This window comes from Clostridium sp. 'deep sea' (assembly GCF_014931565.1).
In the GTDB taxonomy this organism is placed as follows: Bacteria; Bacillota; UBA994; order PWPR01; family PWPR01.
This window is the reverse complement of sequence record NZ_CP063353.1, coordinates 3,289,731-3,311,594: the sequence shown is the minus strand read 5'-3', so window position 1 is coordinate 3,311,594 and position 21,864 is coordinate 3,289,731. Positions and strand designations below refer to the sequence as shown.

Below are 21,864 nucleotides of genomic sequence, written 5' to 3'. Positions count from 1 at the left end.
ATTATGTGAGTTTCATTGGTTTAGCTGGTTGAATTTCTCTTGATCATAAGCAAGAGAACTATTCGGGTAACGAACAAGGTTAATGACTCACAATATTACTCTCATTTTGGATAGAAAGGAACTTACTATGGCTAATTATTATAACGTACCTGTTGCTGGAATTGATGTTGCTGCAAACTTCTCAGTTGTTACAATTCTATCTCCTAATGGAGATATTTATAAAAAAAATTTGAAGTTTCATCATAATCTTGATGGACTAACCAAGCTTGTAAATCTTATTAATAAAATAGAAGAAGAGTTTGGTGATAGTCCCAAGTTATTTTGTGAAAGCACGGGAATATATCACTTAACTCTTCTTCATTTCCTTAGAAAAAACCAGAAGGATATATCTGTGATAAATCCTCTGATATCTAATTCTAACAGGAATTTTAATATTAGAAAAGTGAAAAATGATAAAAGAGACTCTCTTTCTCTTGCAAAGCTTGGTAAATTCGACAATGTTAAAACTTCAATGGATATTCCAGAAGATTTTTTGCACCTTAAATTTTTAGTTAGAGAATATTATAACCGGATAGATGATAGGGCTAATGTTAAAAAAGAGTTTTCTAATTCCTTGAATGTTTATTACCCTGGGTTAAAGAAAGCTTTCTCTAATATATGTTCTAAGACAGCTCTCGCTTTTTTTGAAAACTATCCTACTCCTCAAAGTTTTATTGATGCAGTGCAAGATGATGTAATTCATTTACTAAGAACAACTGCAAAATGTGGCTTAGAATGGTCTAACAAAAAGTATCTAGAACTACTTCAAATAGCTAATGAGGCTCTTTTTTAGGCATTAACTCAATTTTTTTGCTCGTAAGGTTACACGTTTTCTTGCTAGTTATAAGTTCCATACTGAACTGATTGATGATCTTTATGCTGAAATTAATGTTTATATTAATGATGCTGATTTTGGAGCTAAATTCCATGAGGATTTAGACCTATTATCTTCTTTTAAAGGTCTAGGTTCAATGACTGCTATTACCTTACTTTCGGCTATAGGCTCTATTGATAATTTTTCTAAACCACAGCAATTAGTTGCCTTTTTTGGTGTTGATCCTAGTGTTAATGAATCTGGTAAGTTTAAAGGTGACAAAAATAAGATGTCTAAAAGAGGTACTTCTATTGGTAGAAAGGTATTATATTCTTTTGCTCTACACTGTATTAGAAAAAGCCCTAACCAAAAACCTGTAAACTCTACTCTTCATCATTATTACCATGAGCAATTAAAGCATAAGAAAAAGAAAGTTCGCGTTGTTGCTGTTATGAATAAGTTACTTAGATATGTTTTTTCTGTTCTTAAGAATAGAAATCCTTATGTTGTTAGAGACCCTAAAATTCATAAAAGGATGTTTGTTGAAAACAATTCTAAGAAAAATATCTTAGCTGCCTAATACTATACTTCATTTTTTATTGTTCGGCTTTTTCGGAAGCCTTATTAAGTGTACTCTTATACCTACTCTTATTTTTTTTATTTCTTATTGACTAATGCTAGCTGGACTACGATTTATAAAATAGCTATTGCAGTGATATATTCCTTACTTTTCACTTACTAAAACTTAGGGGGTAACCTAACTCCATGTTTAAGGGCATCCTCTACAGCTTTCATATAAGCATTAGATGTTACAGTTGCTCCTGCCACTGCATCTACTGGCAATTGATCTTGCTCTTGTAATCGTTTTATCATTTCATTTCTTACATCATCGTTTTTTATTAACTGGTCTTTAGAAAAGGTTATTTCAACTATTTTACCTTGATAAACTCTTAAAACTACTTTATTTCTCCATCTACCAATTTTACATTGCCCATGATATAAACCGTTTTCTATAGTTGATAAATCTATTTTCTCAAGCTGAAGGTTTTGCAGTTCATCTAAACCCATATTTAATAAAGTATAACTTAACCAAATTACTGCAAGTATTATTATTAAAATAAGTAGTATTTTCTTTTTCATTTATATCTCCGTTATAATTTTATATGTTTATATTCTATTTTGTTATTTTCTATCTTTAGTAATGCTACAGTAGGTTTACGGTCTTTTGATCTTGGTCGTGAAACAGAGCCAGGATTAACTAACAATACATTATCTATTACTTCTGCAAATGGAATATGGGAATGACCAAAAACTATAATATCTACTTGCTTATCAGCAAAAGTATTATAGGCTCGTTTAGGGGTTGTTGCACCTTTACCTAAATGACCATGGGTTATACCAATTTTTTTATTTGCTACTGTTATTATTTTGTGATTCTCTAAAATTTCTGCCACTGTTTCGGTATCATTGTTTCCTGCTACTGCCTCAACAGGCGCTATTTCTGCTAAAGCAGCTAAATAAGATAAATCACCAATGTCTCCCGCATGGATAATCAAGTCGACTTTTTCGAAGCTCTTTATTACTGGATTGGGTATTTTAGTAAACCATCGACAATGGGTATCTGATATTAAGCCAACTAACATTATCTGTTGCTCCTTAAACATATTTTGGTAATTTAAAGTTACCGTCTACATTTGGTGAAAAATCATGAGTAGCTATTACAGAGGTAAGGTTAACTGGTCCATATATATGAGGGTATTTTTCACCTAAATTATATAGGTCCTCATATTTTACTTCACTTTTAAGCATAGTTTCGTCTATCACTAATAATACTAAACCCTTTTGGTTTTTAAAGTTATAGTTGGCTACCCTAATAAGTTGATTACGTAACGAGCAATGAATAAATCCCTCTGTTTTTAAGCTATCTGCAATGTATTTACCAACACTTTTAGCATTCTGCCATTGTTTTTTTGAAGTTATATGTAATAACATTTTTATCTCCTAAATCTCAAATTGAGTTAGTTTTGTTAATGTAAATATATTGTTAATTAAATTTTATCACTAAACTGCTTTTATTTACAATACATAAAGCTATTTAGTTATTTTATATCAACACCAAGTATTTACCTAACGTCAAATTTAAATTTGACGTTAGGTAAATACTTGTGTATGATAACTGTGGAGGTGTTTTTTTTTGAAGTTATTAGGTGATTTTAAGGCAGTAATGAAAAACAAGGTTTTTATGCGGATGTGGCTAGCACAGGCAATATCTAATTTTGGTGATGCCATTGTAAAAATTGCTTTAATTATTTTAATTACAAATAAAACTAAGTCAGTAACAGCGGTAAGTACGATTATGGCTATTCAAATTATTCCTATTATTTTTGTTGGTCCTTTTGCAGGGGTAATTATAGATAGGGCTAGCAGAAAGCTAATTTTGATTGCTAGTGATATAGCACGTGCTATGCTAATTATGGGTATTGTTTATGCTCCTAATTTAGCCATTATATATTTGTGTAGCTTTTTTATTGGTTTAGCAGGCTGTTTTTATACCCCTGCACGCATGTCACTTACCCCAGATATTGTTGGTAAAGAACAATTTATGTCTGCCCAAAGTTTAACAACCAGTACCTATCACGCTTTGGCTTTAGCTGGTCCAGCTTTAGGCGGTATTATAGTAGCATGTTTAGGAGTTGAACTCGCCTTCATTATTGATAGTTTAACGTTTGTAATATCTGCTTTTATTTTATTATTAACTACTATACCTCAGCGTGTTAAGAGTAGTGTTAAAGAGAGTTATTTATCAGGTTTTAAAAGTGGTTTACAGTATATTAAGGGCAGTAAGCAGTTGCTTTTTTTGCTGAGCTTTTCGGGTTTGATTTTGTTAATAGCAGGCGGCTACTCTGTTTTATTTATTGATTATATTAATAATGTTTTAAAGGCTAGTCCTACTCATTTTGGTTTTATACAAAGCATGTTAGCTACTGGTTTATTGCTTGCTAGTTTACTGGTAGGTTATTTTAGTAAAAAAATTAAACGAGGCAGTGTTATTGTTAACTCTATGCTTTTATCGGGCATGGTGTCTTGTTTTATGTTTACAAAACCTGGGGTAGCTGTAATGTATATTTGGGCCTTTGTTATAGGAAGCTCAGATGGCTTAATGGATATTCCTTTATCATCTTTATTAATAGATAATACCAATGCAAATGTTAGAGGTAGGGTTATGAGTGTTTATAGCTCCTTAATAAAAGTCTGTTCACTTTTAGGTTTATCTTTATGTGGTATAATTGCCAAAAAATTAGGTACCGCTAATACCATGGGTTTAATGGGTTTACTTATGATGAGTATTGCTTTTTTTGCAAGGTTTATACCCTCCTTTAAGCTGTTAAATGAACCCCAAGCTAAAACAGAAAATAAGATAGTGGCTAACGTAGACTAAGCTATTATGGTAAAATTAATATTGTACAGGAAAGGGTGTTATTTATGAAAGAGTGGATGTCACTTGAAGATCCCTTGGCTTTTAAGGCCTTGGCTCACCCCACAAGAGTTACAATATTACATATTCTAACCCAAAAACAAGCCAGTGTTAATGAGTTAGCACATGAGCTTAATATGGTTCATGCTAAGGTTCACTACCATGTTATGGCTTTGCTTAAAAGTGAGCTTATTGAGCAAGTAGATTCTGCCATTAAAAATGGTATTGTTGAGAAGTTCTATAGAACAGTAGCGAAAACATTTTTTATAGGACACTCCATTGGTGAAAATACCGAGCTTACTAATACAGCGTTATCTGCAGTTGAGAATAATGTGTTACAACACAGACGTAATGAGCTACTAAATATGAGTTTATTGGATTTAGCAAAGGTTATTATTAAAGACAGTTTGTTTATTGGAAAAAATGCTAAGGTTTTAATTGAGGGAAATGAATCACATCAAGAGTTACTTAAAGCCTTAGCTTTAGAGTGCCGCAAAACCGGTGCTGAAGCCATAATGCGATACATTACTTTTGAGCAATATTATAATGAGGTTCAAAATGTAGATATTGATATTTTAGAAAAAGAGCCTGCATTTAGCAGTATGTTATATAAAAATGTTGATTATTGGATTACTATTGGTACTTTAACAGGCAGAAGTTTGTTTGCTCAAGCAGATAAACATAAACTTAACGCTTGGAAAACAGGTATGATAAAGGCTATTAATAGTTCGCATAAGGGGCTTAGAAGTATTGTTATAGATTTTCCTAATAAACAGTGGGCAAATGAGTTAGGTTTAAACTATGCTCAAGTTCATGATAGTTTTTGGAAAGCACTAAATTGCCCCTTAAATGAGCTTAATACCTTGGGTACTAGTTTAATACACACGCTTAAGGCTCAAAAAAAGGTAAAACTTAAAGGTGCTAATAATAGCTTTATTGAATTTGAGCTTTGTAATAAAAGAGCTATATTACTTAATAACGGTCAGCTTACTAGCAATTTAAAAGAAGATTTTGACACTAATTTATTTTTACCTGGTGGTAAAATTAGCTTTGCACCAATTGAATCGAGTATAAATGGCCAGGTAGTTGTTGCCAAATATCTTTTTAGAGGAACAGTTATTACTAATATAAATATAACTATTAAAGATGGAGAGATAACTGAGTTTAAAGCAAACGAAAATGTGGCAGATTTAATTAATGCTTTACAACAAAAGTGCGGCTTATATGCCGGTAGCATTAGTATAGGTTTTAATCCTAACGTAACTGGCAATGGTTATTTTAACTCTATTAAACCCAACTCTGTTACCTTAGGTTTAGGCTGCAACACTTACTTAGATGGTAATATCAAAGATAAGATTCCTGTATTTTTAGATATTGGTGAAATGAAATAATGCTTAGTTAATTTTAGTATTATTTACGGGCAGTCGGGTATGTTTTTTTTAATTTACTGGATGATGCTCTTGTATGTACTATTCAATATACGGAGGTTATCCTTGGGAGTACCAAGCCTATCTAGGTTTTGTGTAAAGTTTGCTCTTTTTCCATTGTTTCCAATAGCACATTTTTATGCTTCTTCTTACTTTATCTAAGTTTCATATTCTAACTTTAATCTTGCACTGAAATAGTTAAACTTGCTTTAGTTTCTTGTAGGTTATTTTTATTTTATAGCTTTATGAAAATATGAAAAAGCACACTCACTAAGAGTGTACTTTATAAATTTGTAGCATTTTGTTTTTAATAATACCTTTTATTGAGGCTTTATGCTATTTTTTTTGATTTTAGTCCGAGTAAAACTAATAGAATGCCCGGAATTACAAATGGTAAAGCAATACTTATTTTTGAAATTGGACCCAATATTATCATTCCAAAAGGTGTAGCTAATGAGGAAAATAAATCCACGAACGAAAAGGTGCGTCCAAGATATGCTTCCTCCGTAATTTCTTGAATATGTGTTGTTAATGGAGTGTAATATAATGGGCTTCCTATTCCCATAACAAACATAAGCATAACGAATAGAATGAAATTTTTGCTTGGAATCAGAAGTATCATCACTAAACCGAATAACATTGCAGAAAAACCTATTAGTTTGAAAGGTGCAATTGACAATGTCTTGTAGGATAAAAAGAGACTGATTAGTAGTGCACCAATTGAAAAAGCTGTTTCGATTATACTCAATATCCAAATTTCATCTCCAAATTTTTGCGAAGCTAAAAGTGGAATTAGTTGTGAAGCTGGAACAACCAAAACAGAAAAAATACTGTAGAAAAGAATACTGTTTTTCAACGAACGATTGGATAAGATATAGCGTATTCCCAATTTTAAATCCTCTACTGGCTTATATTTGTACTCACTGCGTTCTTGTGCTGGCATAGATATGGTTGAGAGCAGGAAAACTCCAATTACAGCAGTAATCACGTCAATAAAGAATATTCCAGACATTGACATAAAACTCATAATGACACCGCTTAAACCAGGTGAAATAAGCTGAATAACACACCAAATACTTGTGTATATACTGTTTGCTCGCATCAATTCTTTTTCAGGAACGATGAGTGGTAACATGCTTTTAATCGCAGGCATCTGAAATCCACAGCCGAAGGATCGTAAGCAGTTAAATAGATATATCCAGCCAATGTTATCAATTCCATTCAAAAAAAGCACAGCTAAAACAAGTGTAGACATGGCAATGGCGGAATCTGCTATCATTATAATTTTCTTAGGTGAATAGCGATCTGCCAAAACACCTCCAAATAACATAACTAGTGCTTGAGGTAAATAGGTAGTGATTGTGACTACTGTAACTGCAATTGGTGAGCCTGTTTTTAAGGTAACATACCACATAACTGCAAAGGAAACGATAGTGGAGCCAAGTAAAGATATTCCTTGGCTCGTCATATAGGCAAATAATTTAAAATGCCAATTATTGATTTTTGTTTTTAGCATATTTCATCCTCTTTAAATGTATTTGCCAGTAATGCTTCTGCTGTTATTTCGAAGATTATTTGGTGTACCAGTTGCAACTACAGTTCCACCATGATTACCACCCTCTGGTCCTATTTCAATAATCCAATCCGATTCTCTGATAATATCTGTGTTATGTTCAATGATTAGTACCGTGTGATTAGAAGAAACCAGCTTCTTAAAGATAGTAATTAGTTTTTCAATATCATTAAAATGCAGACCAGTTGAGGGCTCATCCAGAATATAAAGCATATGCTTCTTTTGTCTGCGACTCAGTTCCTTTGCCAGTTTTAATCGCTGTGACTCACCACCACTAAGGGTTGTTGTGTTTTGACCTAATTTAATATAAGACAAACCTACCTCTTCTAATACTAACAGCTTATTGTAAATTTCCGCTTTATCTTTCCAAAATATTGTAGCTTGCGATACATCCATGTTTAAAATATCTGCAATGTTCTTATTTTTGTAGGTTATTTGTAGTACTTGATTTTTATATCGTCTTCCTTTGCAATCTGGGCAGGTAACATAATAATCAGCCATGTATTGAAAAGCTACTTTAATCTGCCCATGTCCCTCACAGGTTGCACACTGTCCCTCTTTAGAGTTGAAACTAAAGTGTTTTTCAGTTAAGCCAAGCTTCTTAGAATCCTGTAATGAAGCAAATACTTTGCGTATTTCATTAAATGCTCCAATATATGTTACTGGTGTAGAGCGAGTTGATTTGCCAATAGGGCTTTGATCCATATGAACAAAACCATCAATTTCTTCGAAACATTTTAGTTGTTCAAAATTTCGATTTATTAGGCGTTTCTTATTTATGGCTTCATCTAAGGCAGGAATAAGCGTATCAAACACTAGCGTGCTTTTCCCAGAACCGCTCACTCCTGTAGTACAACACATTTTGTGTAGAGGGAAGTCAATCGTTATATTTTTTAGATTATTCGCCGTACAGCCTGATAGAGTAAGCCATTTCTCAGGTTTTTGCAACTCTGGTAATGGTTGAAGTTTATCGTTTTTTAGATATTTTCCAGTTAGAGACAAAGGATTATTAATGATATCATTCACAGTGCCAGCTGCAACAATTTCGCCCCCATGAATCCCAGCACCAGGACCCACATCAATTATATAATCTGCTACAAGCATTGTATCTTTATCATGTTCAACAACTATAACGGTGTTCCCCTTATCACGAAGTTTTTTAATGGTGTCTATCATTAAATGATGATCTCTAGGGTGTAGTCCTATGGATGGTTCATCCAGAATATAGGTTAATCCCACAAGGTCACTGCCTAACTGGCAGGAAAGACGAACCCTTTGAAGCTCACCACCGGATAGAGAGGGTGCCGTTCTGTCTAGAGTTAAATAAGATAGTCCAACCTGTATTAAATTTGTAATTCTATTTTTAATTTCTGGAAAAATATCCTTTGTTTTTTCTTTTTGGGTTTCAGGTAAATTATTTACCATGGTAGTAAACCAATTGTATAGTTGAGCTATAGGCATTTTTGTTAACTCAGGCAGCCGCCATCCTAATATCGTTGTATATCGAGCTTCTGTGCAAAGTAGTTCTTGTTTACAAGTAGTACATGGGATTTCCTTCATATATTGCTTGTAAGTATTGTTAGCTGATTTTGATTCTCTAAAGAGACGAAGAATATGAGAAAATGCTCCTGACGCGGGTCTTGAAATAACAGTTTCTCTACCACGAGAATTGTAGGTGAAGTTATGAATTTTATCACCTGTTCCATATAGTATGGCTTTTTTAAAGTCTTGCGGCATATTTTTCCACGGTAGATTTAAATCTACTTTCATATACTCTGCAACTGCATATAGTTCACCTACACACCAGTTGCCAGTAAGTTTCTTTCCTCTCAAAACTCCCCACCAGTGAGTAGCTCCGTCTAAAACAGATAACTCGTCATTTATTATAATTGCATCAGGATTTATTTCGTATTTAAATCCAATACCATTACATTCATGGCAGGCTCCACTATGGGTATTAGGATTAAATGAGGATGTAGTGAGGCTTGGGAAAAGAAGATTACAATTTGAACAAATATTCTTATTTTTATTTTTTTTCACTAAAGGTTTTCCACAATAAGGACAATGTGAAATACCTATTGCTACATATAGCATCCTTAAATAATCAAGAATACTTGTTAATGTACCGACTGTAGAACGTGGATTTTGACTGCCCTTTTTTTGTTCGATTGCGATAGTAGGAGTAAGACCTTGTAAAGAGTCAAATTCTGGTTTTTCGGTCTGATCCTGCATTCTCGCGGCACTCGATAAATTATCAAGATAACGTCGCTTTCCCTCCGCATAGATTGTGTCAAAAGCCAGTGAGGATTTGCCGCTTCCGCTAACTCCGGTAACTACTGTTAGCTTTGATTTAGGAATATCAACATTAATATCTTTAAGGTTGTTTTGTCGACCTCCTCTCAGAAGTATTTGATTTGCAGTAGTTAATTTGACATCAGAAGTAATATATTTCTGCTGTTTTTCAACATCTTCTATTTCAATTTTGTCACTTAACGAATTGGGGGCAATCATATTTGATCGGCTGATTACATCTAAAACAACGAGTTTAGATCGAATTGATTGCAAATATTCATTCGGTAAACGGGCAAATAGATTTTTGAAGTCATCAGTCGAAGCATTACAATTTGAAGTAAGGTCTGCCATTTCGTCAAGAAATTGCTTTTCGCTTTGAGAAAGCTGGCTAAATTTTTTAGTGCTCAGCTCTGTCCATAAATCCCATGGCAGCAACTCAAATCCCTGCAGACAATTGAGGTCATGTAACAAGTTTCCTTTGACAGAGAACCAACCCTTCCAGTTTTTATTGTAGCCAAAATCTTCGGGGTGGTGTTTACCTAATCTGCTTTTTATCCATGCCTCTCCTCCAAGAAGAAAGTTGCGATTTGCACCCATATCTGAGGTATTAAAGGTAATGTTATAATATTTCCTTTGAACCTCATCTATCTGTGCATCTACACGAATCCAACGATTTTGTTTAATATCATAATACTCTACTACCCAATGATCCTCATACATTACCTCACTATCAAAATAGTTGGCAAATCCAACTCTTAGCCTAGCTGGAATTTTCTTATGGCGCATAAAGGAGATTAGCAGCAAGGCGTAGTCTCTACACATGCCCACAAGGCGTTGTTTAGGTTCCCTTGCCTCCTTCAAAGAACGGTGATCTAGTCTAAAAATAACTTCTAGCATTTGAGGTACTGTACGAAGTAACTCTTCGTCCGATTGTTTCTTACTAAATTTAAAACCATATAACTTGCCAAGGGCACCATGTATGACAAGCCCTTGCACGATATTTAAAAGTTGTTCTGGATTTTCTGGAAGAGCATCTAATTCTTTCTCATACTGCTTGGGATCAGTAATTACACTTTGTTGTACGTAATAATTTAAGTCATTCCTATTTATTTTCATTTCAATCCCTCCTACGGAATTTGATATTAAACCCTCACACGGTGTCAGTGTAAAGCGACTTTTTTTATTTTATTTATTTGTTACCGCAAAGATTATGTATAGGTTAAAATTTGTATGAGAATTGTAAATTAGCTCTTAAAAATAAGAAAGGATGTTCAAAACTACACAGGAAAGCAGAAAGCAGACTTTGAAAGAAAAGGAATATGATGTATATGATTATTGATGTAATAATTGTAAAAATTAGGGAATGAGCAACAGGATATGAGTGTACCTAAATTTAAAATAAAACTGGTGCCGTTTGCACTGCGGCACCAGTTTGTCAAATTAAAGTATTTACAATTGAGTCATTCTTGTTCTGTATACACATGTTTGGTCAGGTCAAATGTGATACTATTTGTACTGGAATTTGAATTTCCGTCAAGTAATTATTTGGATCTGAAGCATTTGCTTCACCTATTATACTAATTTGTCTGCTTAGTCCTTTCATTTTATATTGGCTATGTTCATCTAACCAATAGATAAAGCTCTGGTAAGCAACCGCCAATTTTTCGTAAGAGCCATATACCATCATGCAAGCCATTTTATCAATACCCTCTAGTTCTCTGAATACAAAACTATCTCTATTCTTTGAAAGTTTTTTTACAATAAAGGCTACTTCAACATCAACATAAGCATCCATATGTCCTTCATCATGATATATTGCGATATTGTTATAACTATGTTTTTCAATATTAATATGTTCTTTATTTATAAAATCTGTCAGTTCACACCATAATTCTCCCTCATACAAGTAATCTGGAATTTTTCTACGTAATGAAATGATATTATACTTGGGTATAGATTTTATTGTAACATTGTAATGCATATCAATTTGATTTTTGTGTATATCATTTATTGCGGCTTTGATTTTATTAACTCTTTCTTTTTCTGTTTCTATAATCTGTTCTGTTTCATAAATTTTATTATTTAATTGTTCAATAATAAATTTATCATTCCAATTTTTAATCAATTTACTTATATCAGAAACAGAAAAATTTAAATCACGTAATAGTACTATTTTCTGTAAATCAGGTACCTGCTTAACAGAATACATACGATAGCCAGAATATTTATCTATATGATCAGGTTTTAACAATCCATGTTCATCGTAGTAACGTAACATACGAACTGAAACATGTGTTAGTTTCGAAAAATTACCTATATTAAGCATAAATATACCTCCATTTTTTTCAGTATACATACACTTTAATTATACTTCAAGTAGTTTGAAAATAACCTATTGCCTCTAACACGGTGTGAGGATATGGAATAGTAACCATAACTGTATTAAGATACGTTGCTTAAGTAATTTACAACGGAATTACACAGAGGTAATTCCCTACTAACTTTTTACTTTATGTTTAGGTAACAGCACATTTCAATTGTAGTGAACTGCCTCCGTGCCGTTCATTATCTTATTATTAACTTAAACCATGTCAAACAATGCCCTATTTGATATTTAGGACATCGTTTATAAACCATTTTAATACACGTTATCTATTATCCATAACGGAATTACACAGAGGTAATTCCCTACTGACTTTTTACTTTATACTTAGGTAACAGCAAAAACGAAGCTATCATTTTTAAACCTACTATTGTAGTGAACGCGCCGTTCATTACCTTGTTGTTAGCTTAAACCATGTTAAACAATACCCTATTTGTTATTTAGTACATCGTTTATAAACTGTATTAAGATACGCTATCTAAGTATCCACAAAGGAATCACACAGAGGTGATTCCCTACTGGTGGACAGTCTGTATCTAAAACTTTATTGGTCTTTTTCGTATATTACTTCTTTTAACTTTGCTTTTATTTGATATTAGATGTTTATTAAACTCTATTGGTATTTCGCTTAAGACCTTCATTGTAGCAAAATCTGAAATAACTAAGGCCCTGCTACATTGCTCTAGGTATTCACCTTGGGCTGTTTCATCAGATACCTCGGTAGTCCAATCTAATACAGTATACTCTGGAAACCTTGCTGCAAAGTGACGCGCTTTTTTGTCTTTGTTAAACGGTATCCAGTAGTATATAAGGTTTTCACGATAGTCTGCCGGAAATAGTTTTGGAAGCCATTGATTTGCATACTTTACAAATCTATTCTGCCAGTCTTTATTAAGCTCTGTTATATCGTGGTCTTCATTTAATCCTTTGGCAACCTCAATAGCTACCTGCTCACTTATAGCTCTATGTTCTACAAACTCTTGATTATTTATTTGCCAAAAATAGCCGTAAAATAAGGCTCTTGGTAGCCAAAATCCTCTAAACCAAGGGGCTACATATCCGGCAAATTGTTGATCCCATTCATGTGATGGCACACCATGGTTATCTACAAAGGCATCTGGTATCCACTTACAATAAAGTGACGGTAAAGCGTGGCACTCTCCATAGGGTGAATCATTGTTAAAGTAATCGTTGGCTATTTCTTTGCCCACGGAGTTGTAGCGTGATACGTGTAGTTTCCACTCAGGGTTATCTTGCATTAATTCGTAATGAACTGCGGCACCGTCGGCGTTTTCAAATGGCATTAAAGCTATATTGAGTGCGCTACGATATTTTTTACCTTGTTCAGTTGTTAATAGCTGTTTTAACATGCTATAGGCTGAGTTTGTGGCCGATATTTCGTTAGCATGATGTCTATGATTTAAAACAAAACAGGGCTTACTATTAAGTAATTTAGTATGAGATATTATATCTGATTTAAAATTAGGCTTTACTTCTATTGCATGTATTTTTCTACCCTGATATGACTTACTTATTTCATACACTGTTAAGTCTGGTACACGCTCTAACTCACTTAGTATTCTGTTATTTTGTTCTACTCCAATAACCTCTTGCAACGGAATATTAATATTCTCTATCTCCAGAGGTTTATGTTTAGTTAGGTTTAAGTTGGCTAAGCATAAACTCCACTGCTTATTCATAAAATCATCATTTCGGTAGTTAATACGCACATAATTTAATTTATTAGCTAACTCTACAGGTATTAAAGGGTCTCCAGGCTGGGCTAAATAAAGCCAATTATCTAAGATGTTTTCTAATACTGCGATATTGCCATCAACATCGTACTCTAGGTTTATTCCTTCGGTTGTATATTCAATAGATTGAAGTGCTAAATCTATGTTTTTGGTTTTAACTAACTCAAGATGTTGGTTATCGGTAAAAACGCAGGCTTTTTTTTGCTTTTCGGCAAACAAAGTAGCTTTTAGTTTTGGTCCTTGTCCTAATACCTTGTTTATTTTAGGAAGAATTAAGCCTGGTTCACTAATTTTTTGGCCACTACTACGCAAACCTAAGGTTCGGAAAAAGTCTAGTCCTACAAAGTATATGTCTTCATGCAAGGCATCTAAGGTAGATATTAAGTCTTTACGTATTGGTAATTTGTAATCTATATCGCTTACTGTTATTTCTAAATTAAGCTCCCTAAAAAAAGGTTGTTTTTGGGCTGTTATATCATTATGACACTCTATTTCAACATACTGTCTAACGTCATGCAATATGTTGTTTTGATAAATATCCCATAACTTCTCAAGGTCTGTTTCTAGTCGCTCATCTATAACTATTTCATCGTTTACTTTCGCCAATACCCAGCCTGTGTTGGGGTGCACTTTACCAATTGCTGGCCACGCATCTAAATAGGCTCTTTCATTAAACTTTACATCTGTTGAGTCTGTGTAAATAAGTTCATTATATTCATTATAAAAATCAATTTTGTAGTCATGTTCAACTTGCTCTAGAGCATAAAATTCTATTTTTTCGCGACTTAAGGCTAGCTCTAATGACAAAATATCGTCTATAGGGTACAGCTCTTGTAATAACCTCGTGGGCAAATCAAAGTATTTGTTTGGGTCATCGCTACGCTCAGGAGTAAGAGTTGGAGTTGCCCCCTCTTCGTTAGTCCACTCTGTTTTATTACATGGTAAAAATGGTTTAAATCCTATTTTAAGTTTAGCTATATCAAGATGCAGATTATTTTGTTTAATATCAGGCAAAACTTCTTCAAGTATCCAGCACATGCCTTGTTTATAGGCTCTGTTTACCTTAACTGAACTTATATTTACACCTAAATCTCTTAAATCTGCCATAACTTGATGTTTTACATTATCTCTTATTGTTTTTTCTTCACTTACTAATAGCCTTATTTCTACTTTATCTTTTGCCTTTAAATTAGGATATAGCTTTTCAGCTAATAATTCTTTAGCTCTTGTAACCTCCCATTTAGGCTCACATTGCCAGCTCATTACCTCTCGTGGCTCGCGCATAGAGTGCAATTTCACTTTTTCTTGTGCCAATGCTTTTTTATATTTTTTTAAATTATCATCTAGTGGACCTATATTTACATAAGCAGTTAAATTGTCTTCGGTATATTTAGCATGTTGTAGTATCCTCAACACTTCCCCAAAGGCTGATTCACCTTTTAAGGCCTTAGAAATCCAGTCTGTTAAATCCGCATAAATTGCACTATCGCTTAACTTAGGATAGTTAATAAATATTTCTTTAACGGCTTGGTGTATATTTTTAGTAGAACCTTCAACAATTAAAGTTCTATCATAAATACTAAATTTGGCATGTTTATAACCCTCTTCAATTTTTATTTTCAGAACATTTTGACCCATTTTTAGTTCTTCTTTTAAACAAACTAATGGAGTAACTAGTTCAGTTGACTCTAAGGCAAACCTAGCTGCTAAATTAGCAAAAGCTATCGTTTCATCTATACATGGCATCTCGTTTAATACTATAACGGGAGCACTATATTTTGCTGGTAGTGTTTTTGCTTTTTTAGAGATGTAGTGATTACTAAAGGGGTTATCTAGTTTTATTTGATTTGTGTTGTATTGATCTTCTTCTGGAAGTTGACTAGCTGGGTTTAGAGTAAAATTCAAGTTAAGCTCGGTTTCATTTAAACAGATTGACTCAATAATATTTGGCACTGTTAATATTAGGTCGTTACTTTCATTTAAATAACTACCCAATTTTATTAATGATATTGTGTTACTAGCAGCATTAAAGGTAATACTCTCTATATAAGCAGTTGTCTTAAGCTCACTTTTAATATCTTGTAGTAACTGGATTAAGGAATATTTTGAGTTTATATTAGGAAATAAACCGCATACAAAGTGTCTTAAACAAGACCATGCAGTTTGAGAGTTGGCTGAAATAATAACGTTATTATTACGTTGCTCAATTAAGGCAGTATCGGCGTTTAAGTTAACATTTGAAGTTACTATTATGCTACCCTCTTTAATTTCGGTAGGAAGGTTATCACCATACACTTTAACTATTGGATAATCAAGAGCTACTGACTCGTATCCTAAACGAGCACTCAACTCTATTATAAATGCTGACAACTGGTAGTTTACTTTACTAGGTATATAAATTACACCCTTTAAACCCTCTGCAATGTTATCCTCATTTTTGTCTATTAGAACTCCATTTGTAGTAAAAAGTTGCTCTAAACTATTCATTTCATCACCCCATATTTTAGTTTTATTTTAAACTATATACAAAATTAAACCGCCAGCTAAACGGTTAAGTTTTTACTGTAAATTACGAATTTATATTATCAAGATTATCTTAACATACAATTTAATAGGTGTACATAAATGCTATACATATGGTGATATTACGCTAAAATAATAGTTATTTTTAACTAATTTTTTAGTTATATTAATTTAGATACCATAATATAAGTGGTTCTTTTAGCTAAAGCGTATTTTGATTTATTATTTTAGTTTAGCTTTTGCTTTGTAATATTTATTGCTATGTTAAAAATTTATTTTTAATTAACATTAAAGTATGTAGTTTTTGAATTACTAACAAGAACTATGGTATGATTAGACATCTTATATTTTTCAGGAGAACAATTATGGAAAGAAAGTTTTTTTATAACAGAGAACGCAAATTATCTTATCTAGATTTTGGAGGAAAAGATAATAATATAATTGCCTTACATGGTCACTTTGCATGTGCTGCTTCATACGCAAAATTACAGCAAAGTTTGCCCAACTGTTTTAGGTTTATTGCCTTAGACCAACAGGGTCATGGTTCTAGTGATTTTGGAACTAACTATACACGCGAGGAATATATAAGTGATATATTAGCTTTATATAATGAATTAAATATTAATAGTGCAATTATTATTGGCTTTTCTTTGGGTGCTGTTAATGCGTATCAGTTCGCCGCCCAATACCCCCATAAAGTAAAGGCTTTGGTTATTGAAGATACAGGAGTAATTATAAATAATGATATAAGTTTCACAAGTTTATGGCCCACAGAATTTGCTTCTTTAGAGCTTGTTTACGATTTTTTACATAAACAAGGAATTAATAATTACCTGTATTTTACGCAAGGAATGCAAAGCTCCGATACAGGTTATAAGTTTAGCTGTGATATTAATAATTTAGGTATCTCTCAGCAAAATTTAAACGGTAACTGGATAGAAGATTGGCATAAGTTAAGCTGCCCAACACTCTTAATGAGGGGTGAAAATTCTAATGTTTTAGATGCTAAGCAAGCCCTTGAAATTACCAAAGATAGGGATAATATCGCCTATATTGAGTTTGCTAACTGTGGTCACTATATAAAAGATGACAATTTTGAGGAATATCTAAATAGTATTATTGATTTTTTTATTGCCTTAAATATTAACTGTGAAAACTAATTATCTATTTAATATCTGTACTACAACAAGGGTAATGTTATTTATATTATTTTATAATGTTTAGGTTAATGTTTTTTAGTTTAAGTATTTATTTATTGTTTAACTAATAAATATAGTTATAACATATATTTAGAGAGGGAGGAAATGATTATAGAAGATCGAAAGTTTAGCTTGTCTTTTATTAAGGCGTTATTACTCTGCGTAATGTGGGTTCTATTTCCAGTAGCACTCATTCTAACATTAACCTTATTAACAATACCATTTATAAAAATAATCCCTAATTTTAATATACTTGATTTTTTCTCTAACTCGTATTTAGAAATGCTAATAAGCTATATGTCAGTATACCTTTGCATTTTAATTATTACTAAAAACAAATGGTCGAGGTTAAAGATTAGGTTAAAAGGCAATAGTAATTTATTTTGGGTATTAGGAACTATTGTTTTTGCAGTAGGTTTAAATATAGTTGTTTCTGAAATAGATAATATTGTTCAATTGATTTTTCCATTAACAGATATCTGGCTAGAGACCTTTAATAGCATTGGTGAGTTACCTGTAATTACTTATATTTTAACAGTAGTAGTAACAGCCCCTGTCGTTGAGGAGTTATTTTTAAGGGGAGTAATTTTAAGGGGTTTAGGGAATAAGTACTCTAAAACCAAAGCTATTATCTTAACAGCATTTTTATTTGGTTTAGTTCATTTAAACATTTGGCAATTTGTTGCAGCATTTTTGGGTGGATTATTTTTATCTTGGCTTTATGTTAATTCTAAAGCTTTGTTATTATCTATCTTAGCTCACGCGGTTCATAATGGCATGAGCTTAGTGGTAGATTTTTTAGGCATTAAAGTTAATGGTTATAATGTTTTAACAGCTAATGGATCAGCTCATCAACCTTTATGGTTTACTTTATTAGGTTTTATTATTATGGCTGGTGGTGCTTTGCTTTTTATTAAAGCTAAACGAAAAAATGCTTTGCAAATTACCACCGATACAAATTCGTTTTAAACTGGTTACTATTTTTCTATAATACTAAGTGTTAAATAAATATATGTAGGCTCTCCTGTACAGGAGAGCCTTTTTGTTAAGTTAAGGTAAAGCTATAGGAAACTGCTAAAGCAGTATATAATCTTTAGAATAAAGCAAAACAGCAATGCCTACAAAGTATTATTTTCCACTATGTTTAATTATAAACTTTAGCGCCTCTACAAATCGATCTATCTCACTCTTGGTATTATAAAAAGCCAAACTTACTCTACATACCGATTGATACTCCGCTTTAAGGTATAGTTTGTAAGCTTCTTGGGGGCTCAATCCTTGTAAATATTGAATATAAATATCCGAACTTAGATTACCTGAGCCTATAATAATGCCATATTTATAACCTAAATCAGAAGCTACTTTGCGATTATTACTGCCTTTTACGTTAAAACTTATAATGGGTATATTCACTTCATTTGAGGCTAGACCATAGATAAATACTCTATCTATTTCCTGTAGTTTATTAATGGTATAGTCATATAGTTTTTTTTCGTACTGCATTATTTTATTTAGTCCTATAAAATTAAGGCTATTTAATGCTTCACCCATGGCAATTACCGCTAAGACATTTGCATAGCCTGTTTCGTACTTAAAAGGAGAATCTTTATAAATTATTTTTTCTGTGCTAACAAAATTAGTTATATAGGAACCTGTATTGGGGGGACAAAACATCTCTAAATAACTCGCAGGCCCTATTAGTACACCACTATTATAGGGGCTATAATACTTGTGAGCACTAAAAGCAATAAAATCTATATGATTATCTGCAGAATTGGGTTTTATGGTAAATGGTTTATGTTGTAAATATTGAGTAGTATCTACAAAAATTTTTGCACCATATTTATGTGCTAATTTTGCCGCCTCATATATTGCAGGAGTTATACCGGTTATATTCGATGCTGCTGTAATTGTTACTAACTTAACTTTACCAGCGTATGAAATAAGCTTTTGCTCTAGCTCGTTTAAATTTACATTACCAGTGGCTGTAAATCCTATAAAGTCAGTTTGAAACCTATTTTTAAATGGTAAATAGCTTGGCAAACCATTTATAGCTGCCGATAAAACAACTGAATTTGGATTATTTTGTAGCATTATTTCTGCTAAAAGATTTATAGCATACGTTGAGCTTTTTACAAAAATTGCGGTATTCTCTAGCTTATTTGCTTTAACATAATCTAAAGCAATATTTCTGACATGTTCGTACTCATCAGTTAGTTTTAAACCTGCGTAACTGTCTGTCTCATAAAAAGTATAATAAGGTAGTAATTTATTTATTTTATTTACTACATTTCGTAAAGGTAGACCTGTGGCAGCACTATTTAAATAAACTCTCTCACGGTAGATATTATTCTCTGTACGAATAGGACTATTAACACCAATAAAATAGTTCCTTATGTGTTTCATTTTTTTCTCCTAGCTCTTAATAGGCTACTTTATTGTATGCTTTAGGGACAGGTTTGGTGATACAAGCATGACAAGCAACTAGAGTCGCTGAGCAACCCTAGGGTGGATTTACCTATGGTTACGTGGTTTGGGTATTAAGTAGCATTTAATACGGGGTGGGTGAGTATTCTAACCTTACAGTTTTGCTTGGTATGTTGTGGTGTTTATATTAACTATGATGTGTAAAATAATTAGGAGAGAGATCCCCCCCTACAATAACTACATCTCAATTGTTTTTATGGGGCTTTGGTTTTGCTTTTTTAGTAATATAATACCAGCTATTAATAAACACACTGAAAAAGCATGAACTATTAAGAATTTTGCACTAAATATATCTGTTAAAGTATTGATCTCAAACTTTATTGGTAAAATCTCCAAAACTACATAAAAACCATTCCAAACTGTATGTACTAAAACCGGAAGTAAGATATTTTTTGTTTTTAAATAAACATAACAGGCTAAAGAACCTAATAATAAAGCAGAAACAAACTGATAAATATTACCATGAACTATTGCAAATATTAGGGTTGAGTAAATAATTGTTTTAGTTTGGCTATAATTAGCCGTTAATCCCTCTGCTAATACTACTCTAAAAAATAGTTCTTCTAATATTGGGATTAAAACAGCAAAAAAAATAAATCTTAAACAGGGAATTGTAAACATTAAGCTATTAAAGATATTATTTAATGATTCGCTCATAGGTACAAAAATAACTAATAATTGAACTAGGGTATTTGCAATAAGTCTTAAAGCAACTACAGTTAATAAGGTAGGCAAAATATAGCCTTTATTTAGTCCTTTTAAAACATTTATCTTTAGTTTAGTTTTTGATATTTTGCAAATATACATTATAACTAAGCCATAAACTATAGCCCGAACACAAATACCTAAAGACAATTTTAGGTCACTAGATATACTAAGATTTCCTATTACAGCATAAAATATTGAGCTTGCAATGCTATCAGCTAATAAAAATAAGATTGTATAGCCTACTGCTGACCAAAAAGAAAATGACAGTTTTTTATTCAATATTATCCCTCCTTAAATGTTATAGGGCAATCAGGATATATTTACCTAATATTTTATTATCCATATAGTTTTACCAGTAAAGTTGTATTTTTATTAACAGATTGAGTTATTTTATGTTTTAGTTATGTAGATTATTATCTATATAAGGTATGAAAGCAGTATAAAACTGCTTTTTTGCAATATATTATTTATGCTTTTATATCAATAGTTAATAATTAAGAGACAAGGTACTTGTAATTTATTGCATAGTTTAAGATTTTTATTGCTATATAAATAGAAATTAATGATATATGTTTAATTACTACACCCTTAAGTGACAAAAACTGCAGCGGTTTATTACTAGTGAGGTTTATTTTGTTTAGTGTAAACCAAACTATAGCATTTATAACAAGTGTTATACAAATAAATATAAATAAATCATTAGCTAAATAAACAGATAAGTGCAATACAGATGGAAGTTTTAGAGATCTATATTTTACTATAGCTGAAACATTTATAAATGTAAGCAATGAAATAAATATTATATAAATAAATTGTGTTTTAAAAAACATGTTTCTTACCATTCGATATTCTTCACGGCTATCGGTATGCATGGCAATAGCATTATCGGTTTCATAGGCACAATATATTTGATATATATGATTACTGGCACATAAATTCCAACCTGCTGCTTCACAAATATCGGCTAGTTCCTGATCTGTTTTGTTGTTAGGATAACAGTTCTCTGATTCATAATGAAATAAATGAATACTAAATTTGAGTTTTGTAGGTTCAGTTTTATAAAATTCAAAGCTATACCTATTGGCTTTAATCAACATCCAACCTTTGTTAGCCATTTTTTCAAAAAAGCTCTCTAAAGCTTTGTACTCAGTTATAGAGGTAAAATTAATCACTTTCTTTTGTGTTTTCAT

Annotated in this window: 16 protein-coding genes; 6 read left to right on the top strand and 10 right to left on the bottom strand. The window is 32.2% G+C overall.

Translation table 11 applies throughout. The features are described from left to right. Positions 1–106 precede the first annotated feature (106 nt). Positions 107–832, top strand: coding sequence for a transposase (locus IMX26_RS15390; RefSeq protein ID WP_195159241.1), 726 nt, complete (start codon positions 107–109; stop codon positions 830–832). Between the two features lie 67 nt (positions 833–899). Beyond that, positions 900–1,433: an IS110 family transposase gene (locus IMX26_RS15385; RefSeq protein ID WP_347707912.1), complete on the top strand. Its 534-nt coding sequence runs from the start codon at positions 900–902 to the stop codon at positions 1,431–1,433. A 158-nt stretch (positions 1,434–1,591) separates the two neighbouring features. Here IMX26_RS15385 and IMX26_RS15380 read toward each other — a convergent pair whose 3' ends face one another. From IMX26_RS15380 to IMX26_RS15370, 3 genes are read right to left on the bottom strand one after another with little or no spacing between them, the layout of a single operon-like run. Beyond that, positions 1,592–1,993, bottom strand: a complete 402-nt coding sequence (locus IMX26_RS15380; protein ID WP_195159240.1) for an FMN-binding protein — start codon at positions 1,991–1,993, stop codon at positions 1,592–1,594. Between the two features lie 11 nt (positions 1,994–2,004). Further along, positions 2,005–2,496 carry a metallophosphoesterase family protein gene (locus tag IMX26_RS15375; protein WP_195159239.1) on the bottom strand — a complete coding sequence of 164 codons (492 nt, stop codon included), beginning with the start codon at positions 2,494–2,496 and terminating at the stop codon, positions 2,005–2,007. 13 nt (positions 2,497–2,509) lie between these two features. After that, positions 2,510–2,845 carry a DUF952 domain-containing protein gene (locus tag IMX26_RS15370; RefSeq protein ID WP_195159238.1) on the bottom strand — a complete coding sequence of 112 codons (336 nt, stop codon included), beginning with the start codon at positions 2,843–2,845 and terminating at the stop codon, positions 2,510–2,512. A gap of 202 nt (positions 2,846–3,047) precedes the next feature. Here IMX26_RS15370 and IMX26_RS15365 point away from each other — a divergent pair, with 202 nt between their 5' ends. Then, positions 3,048–4,292, top strand: coding sequence for an MFS transporter (locus IMX26_RS15365; RefSeq protein WP_195159237.1), 1,245 nt, complete (start codon positions 3,048–3,050; stop codon positions 4,290–4,292). Between the two features lie 44 nt (positions 4,293–4,336). Then, the gene (locus tag IMX26_RS15360; RefSeq protein ID WP_195159236.1) at positions 4,337–5,719 is read left to right on the top strand and encodes an aminopeptidase; all 1,383 of its coding nucleotides are present in this window, start codon (positions 4,337–4,339) and stop codon (positions 5,717–5,719) included. A 367-nt stretch (positions 5,720–6,086) separates the two neighbouring features. Here the strand turns inward: IMX26_RS15360 and IMX26_RS15355 are convergent, their stop codons facing one another. The 4 genes from IMX26_RS15355 to IMX26_RS15340 all read right to left on the bottom strand — a co-directional run bounded on the left by IMX26_RS15355 (position 6,087) and on the right by IMX26_RS15340 (position 16,244). Next, a complete protein-coding gene (locus IMX26_RS15355; RefSeq protein ID WP_195159235.1) occupies positions 6,087–7,271 on the bottom strand; it encodes an MFS transporter in 1,185 nt (394 codons plus the stop codon). A gap of 12 nt (positions 7,272–7,283) precedes the next feature. After that, on the bottom strand, positions 7,284–10,736 hold the full coding sequence (uvrA, locus tag IMX26_RS15350; RefSeq protein WP_195159234.1) for an excinuclease ABC subunit UvrA: 3,453 nt from the start codon (positions 10,734–10,736) through the stop codon (positions 7,284–7,286). Positions 10,737–11,109: 373 nt separating this feature from the next. Continuing rightward, positions 11,110–11,946, bottom strand: a complete 837-nt coding sequence (locus tag IMX26_RS15345; RefSeq protein ID WP_195159233.1) for a MerR family transcriptional regulator — start codon at positions 11,944–11,946, stop codon at positions 11,110–11,112. 593 nt (positions 11,947–12,539) lie between these two features. Then, a complete protein-coding gene (locus IMX26_RS15340; protein ID WP_195159232.1) occupies positions 12,540–16,244 on the bottom strand; it encodes a M14 family metallopeptidase in 3,705 nt (1,234 codons plus the stop codon). Between the two features lie 401 nt (positions 16,245–16,645). Between IMX26_RS15340 and IMX26_RS15335 the strand changes: the two genes are divergently transcribed. Together IMX26_RS15335 and IMX26_RS15330 are read left to right on the top strand one after the other, a co-directional pair. Beyond that, on the top strand, positions 16,646–17,440 hold the full coding sequence (locus IMX26_RS15335) for an alpha/beta hydrolase (protein WP_195159231.1): 795 nt from the start codon (positions 16,646–16,648) through the stop codon (positions 17,438–17,440). A 144-nt stretch (positions 17,441–17,584) separates the two neighbouring features. Further along, complete coding sequence (locus IMX26_RS15330) at positions 17,585–18,448, top strand: type II CAAX endopeptidase family protein (protein ID WP_195159230.1); 864 nt, start codon at positions 17,585–17,587, stop codon at positions 18,446–18,448. Between the two features lie 159 nt (positions 18,449–18,607). Here the strand turns inward: IMX26_RS15330 and IMX26_RS15325 are convergent, their stop codons facing one another. From IMX26_RS15325 to IMX26_RS15315, 3 genes are all read right to left on the bottom strand, one after another. Continuing rightward, the gene (locus IMX26_RS15325) at positions 18,608–19,885 is read right to left on the bottom strand and encodes an aminotransferase class V-fold PLP-dependent enzyme (RefSeq protein ID WP_195159229.1); all 1,278 of its coding nucleotides are present in this window, start codon (positions 19,883–19,885) and stop codon (positions 18,608–18,610) included. A 258-nt stretch (positions 19,886–20,143) separates the two neighbouring features. Then, positions 20,144–20,953, bottom strand: a complete 810-nt coding sequence (locus tag IMX26_RS15320) for a type II CAAX endopeptidase family protein (protein WP_195159228.1) — start codon at positions 20,951–20,953, stop codon at positions 20,144–20,146. Between the two features lie 215 nt (positions 20,954–21,168). After that, positions 21,169–21,864 carry a DUF2812 domain-containing protein gene (locus tag IMX26_RS15315; protein WP_195159227.1) on the bottom strand — a complete coding sequence of 232 codons (696 nt, stop codon included), beginning with the start codon at positions 21,862–21,864 and terminating at the stop codon, positions 21,169–21,171.

Excerpts from the sequence above, each read along its gene's own strand:
- IMX26_RS15355 (WP_195159235.1), bottom strand. The coding sequence starts at position 7,271 with ATGCTAAAAACAAAAATCAATAATTGGCATTTTAAATTATTTGCCTAT.
- IMX26_RS15325 (WP_195159229.1), bottom strand. The coding sequence starts at position 19,885 with ATGAAACACATAAGGAACTATTTTATTGGTGTTAATAGTCCTATTCGT.
- IMX26_RS15345 (WP_195159233.1), bottom strand. The coding sequence starts at position 11,946 with ATGCTTAATATAGGTAATTTTTCGAAACTAACACATGTTTCAGTTCGT.
- IMX26_RS15370 (WP_195159238.1), bottom strand. The coding sequence starts at position 2,845 with ATGTTATTACATATAACTTCAAAAAAACAATGGCAGAATGCTAAAAGT.
- IMX26_RS15330 (WP_195159230.1), top strand. The coding sequence starts at position 17,585 with ATGATTATAGAAGATCGAAAGTTTAGCTTGTCTTTTATTAAGGCGTTA.
- IMX26_RS15340 (WP_195159232.1), bottom strand. The coding sequence starts at position 16,244 with ATGAATAGTTTAGAGCAACTTTTTACTACAAATGGAGTTCTAATAGAC.
- IMX26_RS15335 (WP_195159231.1), top strand. The coding sequence starts at position 16,646 with ATGGAAAGAAAGTTTTTTTATAACAGAGAACGCAAATTATCTTATCTA.
- IMX26_RS15315 (WP_195159227.1), bottom strand. The coding sequence starts at position 21,864 with ATGAAAACACAAAAGAAAGTGATTAATTTTACCTCTATAACTGAGTAC.
- uvrA (WP_195159234.1), bottom strand. The coding sequence starts at position 10,736 with ATGAAAATAAATAGGAATGACTTAAATTATTACGTACAACAAAGTGTA.
- IMX26_RS15360 (WP_195159236.1), top strand. The coding sequence starts at position 4,337 with ATGAAAGAGTGGATGTCACTTGAAGATCCCTTGGCTTTTAAGGCCTTG.
- IMX26_RS15375 (WP_195159239.1), bottom strand. The coding sequence starts at position 2,496 with ATGTTAGTTGGCTTAATATCAGATACCCATTGTCGATGGTTTACTAAA.
- IMX26_RS15380 (WP_195159240.1), bottom strand. The coding sequence starts at position 1,993 with ATGAAAAAGAAAATACTACTTATTTTAATAATAATACTTGCAGTAATT.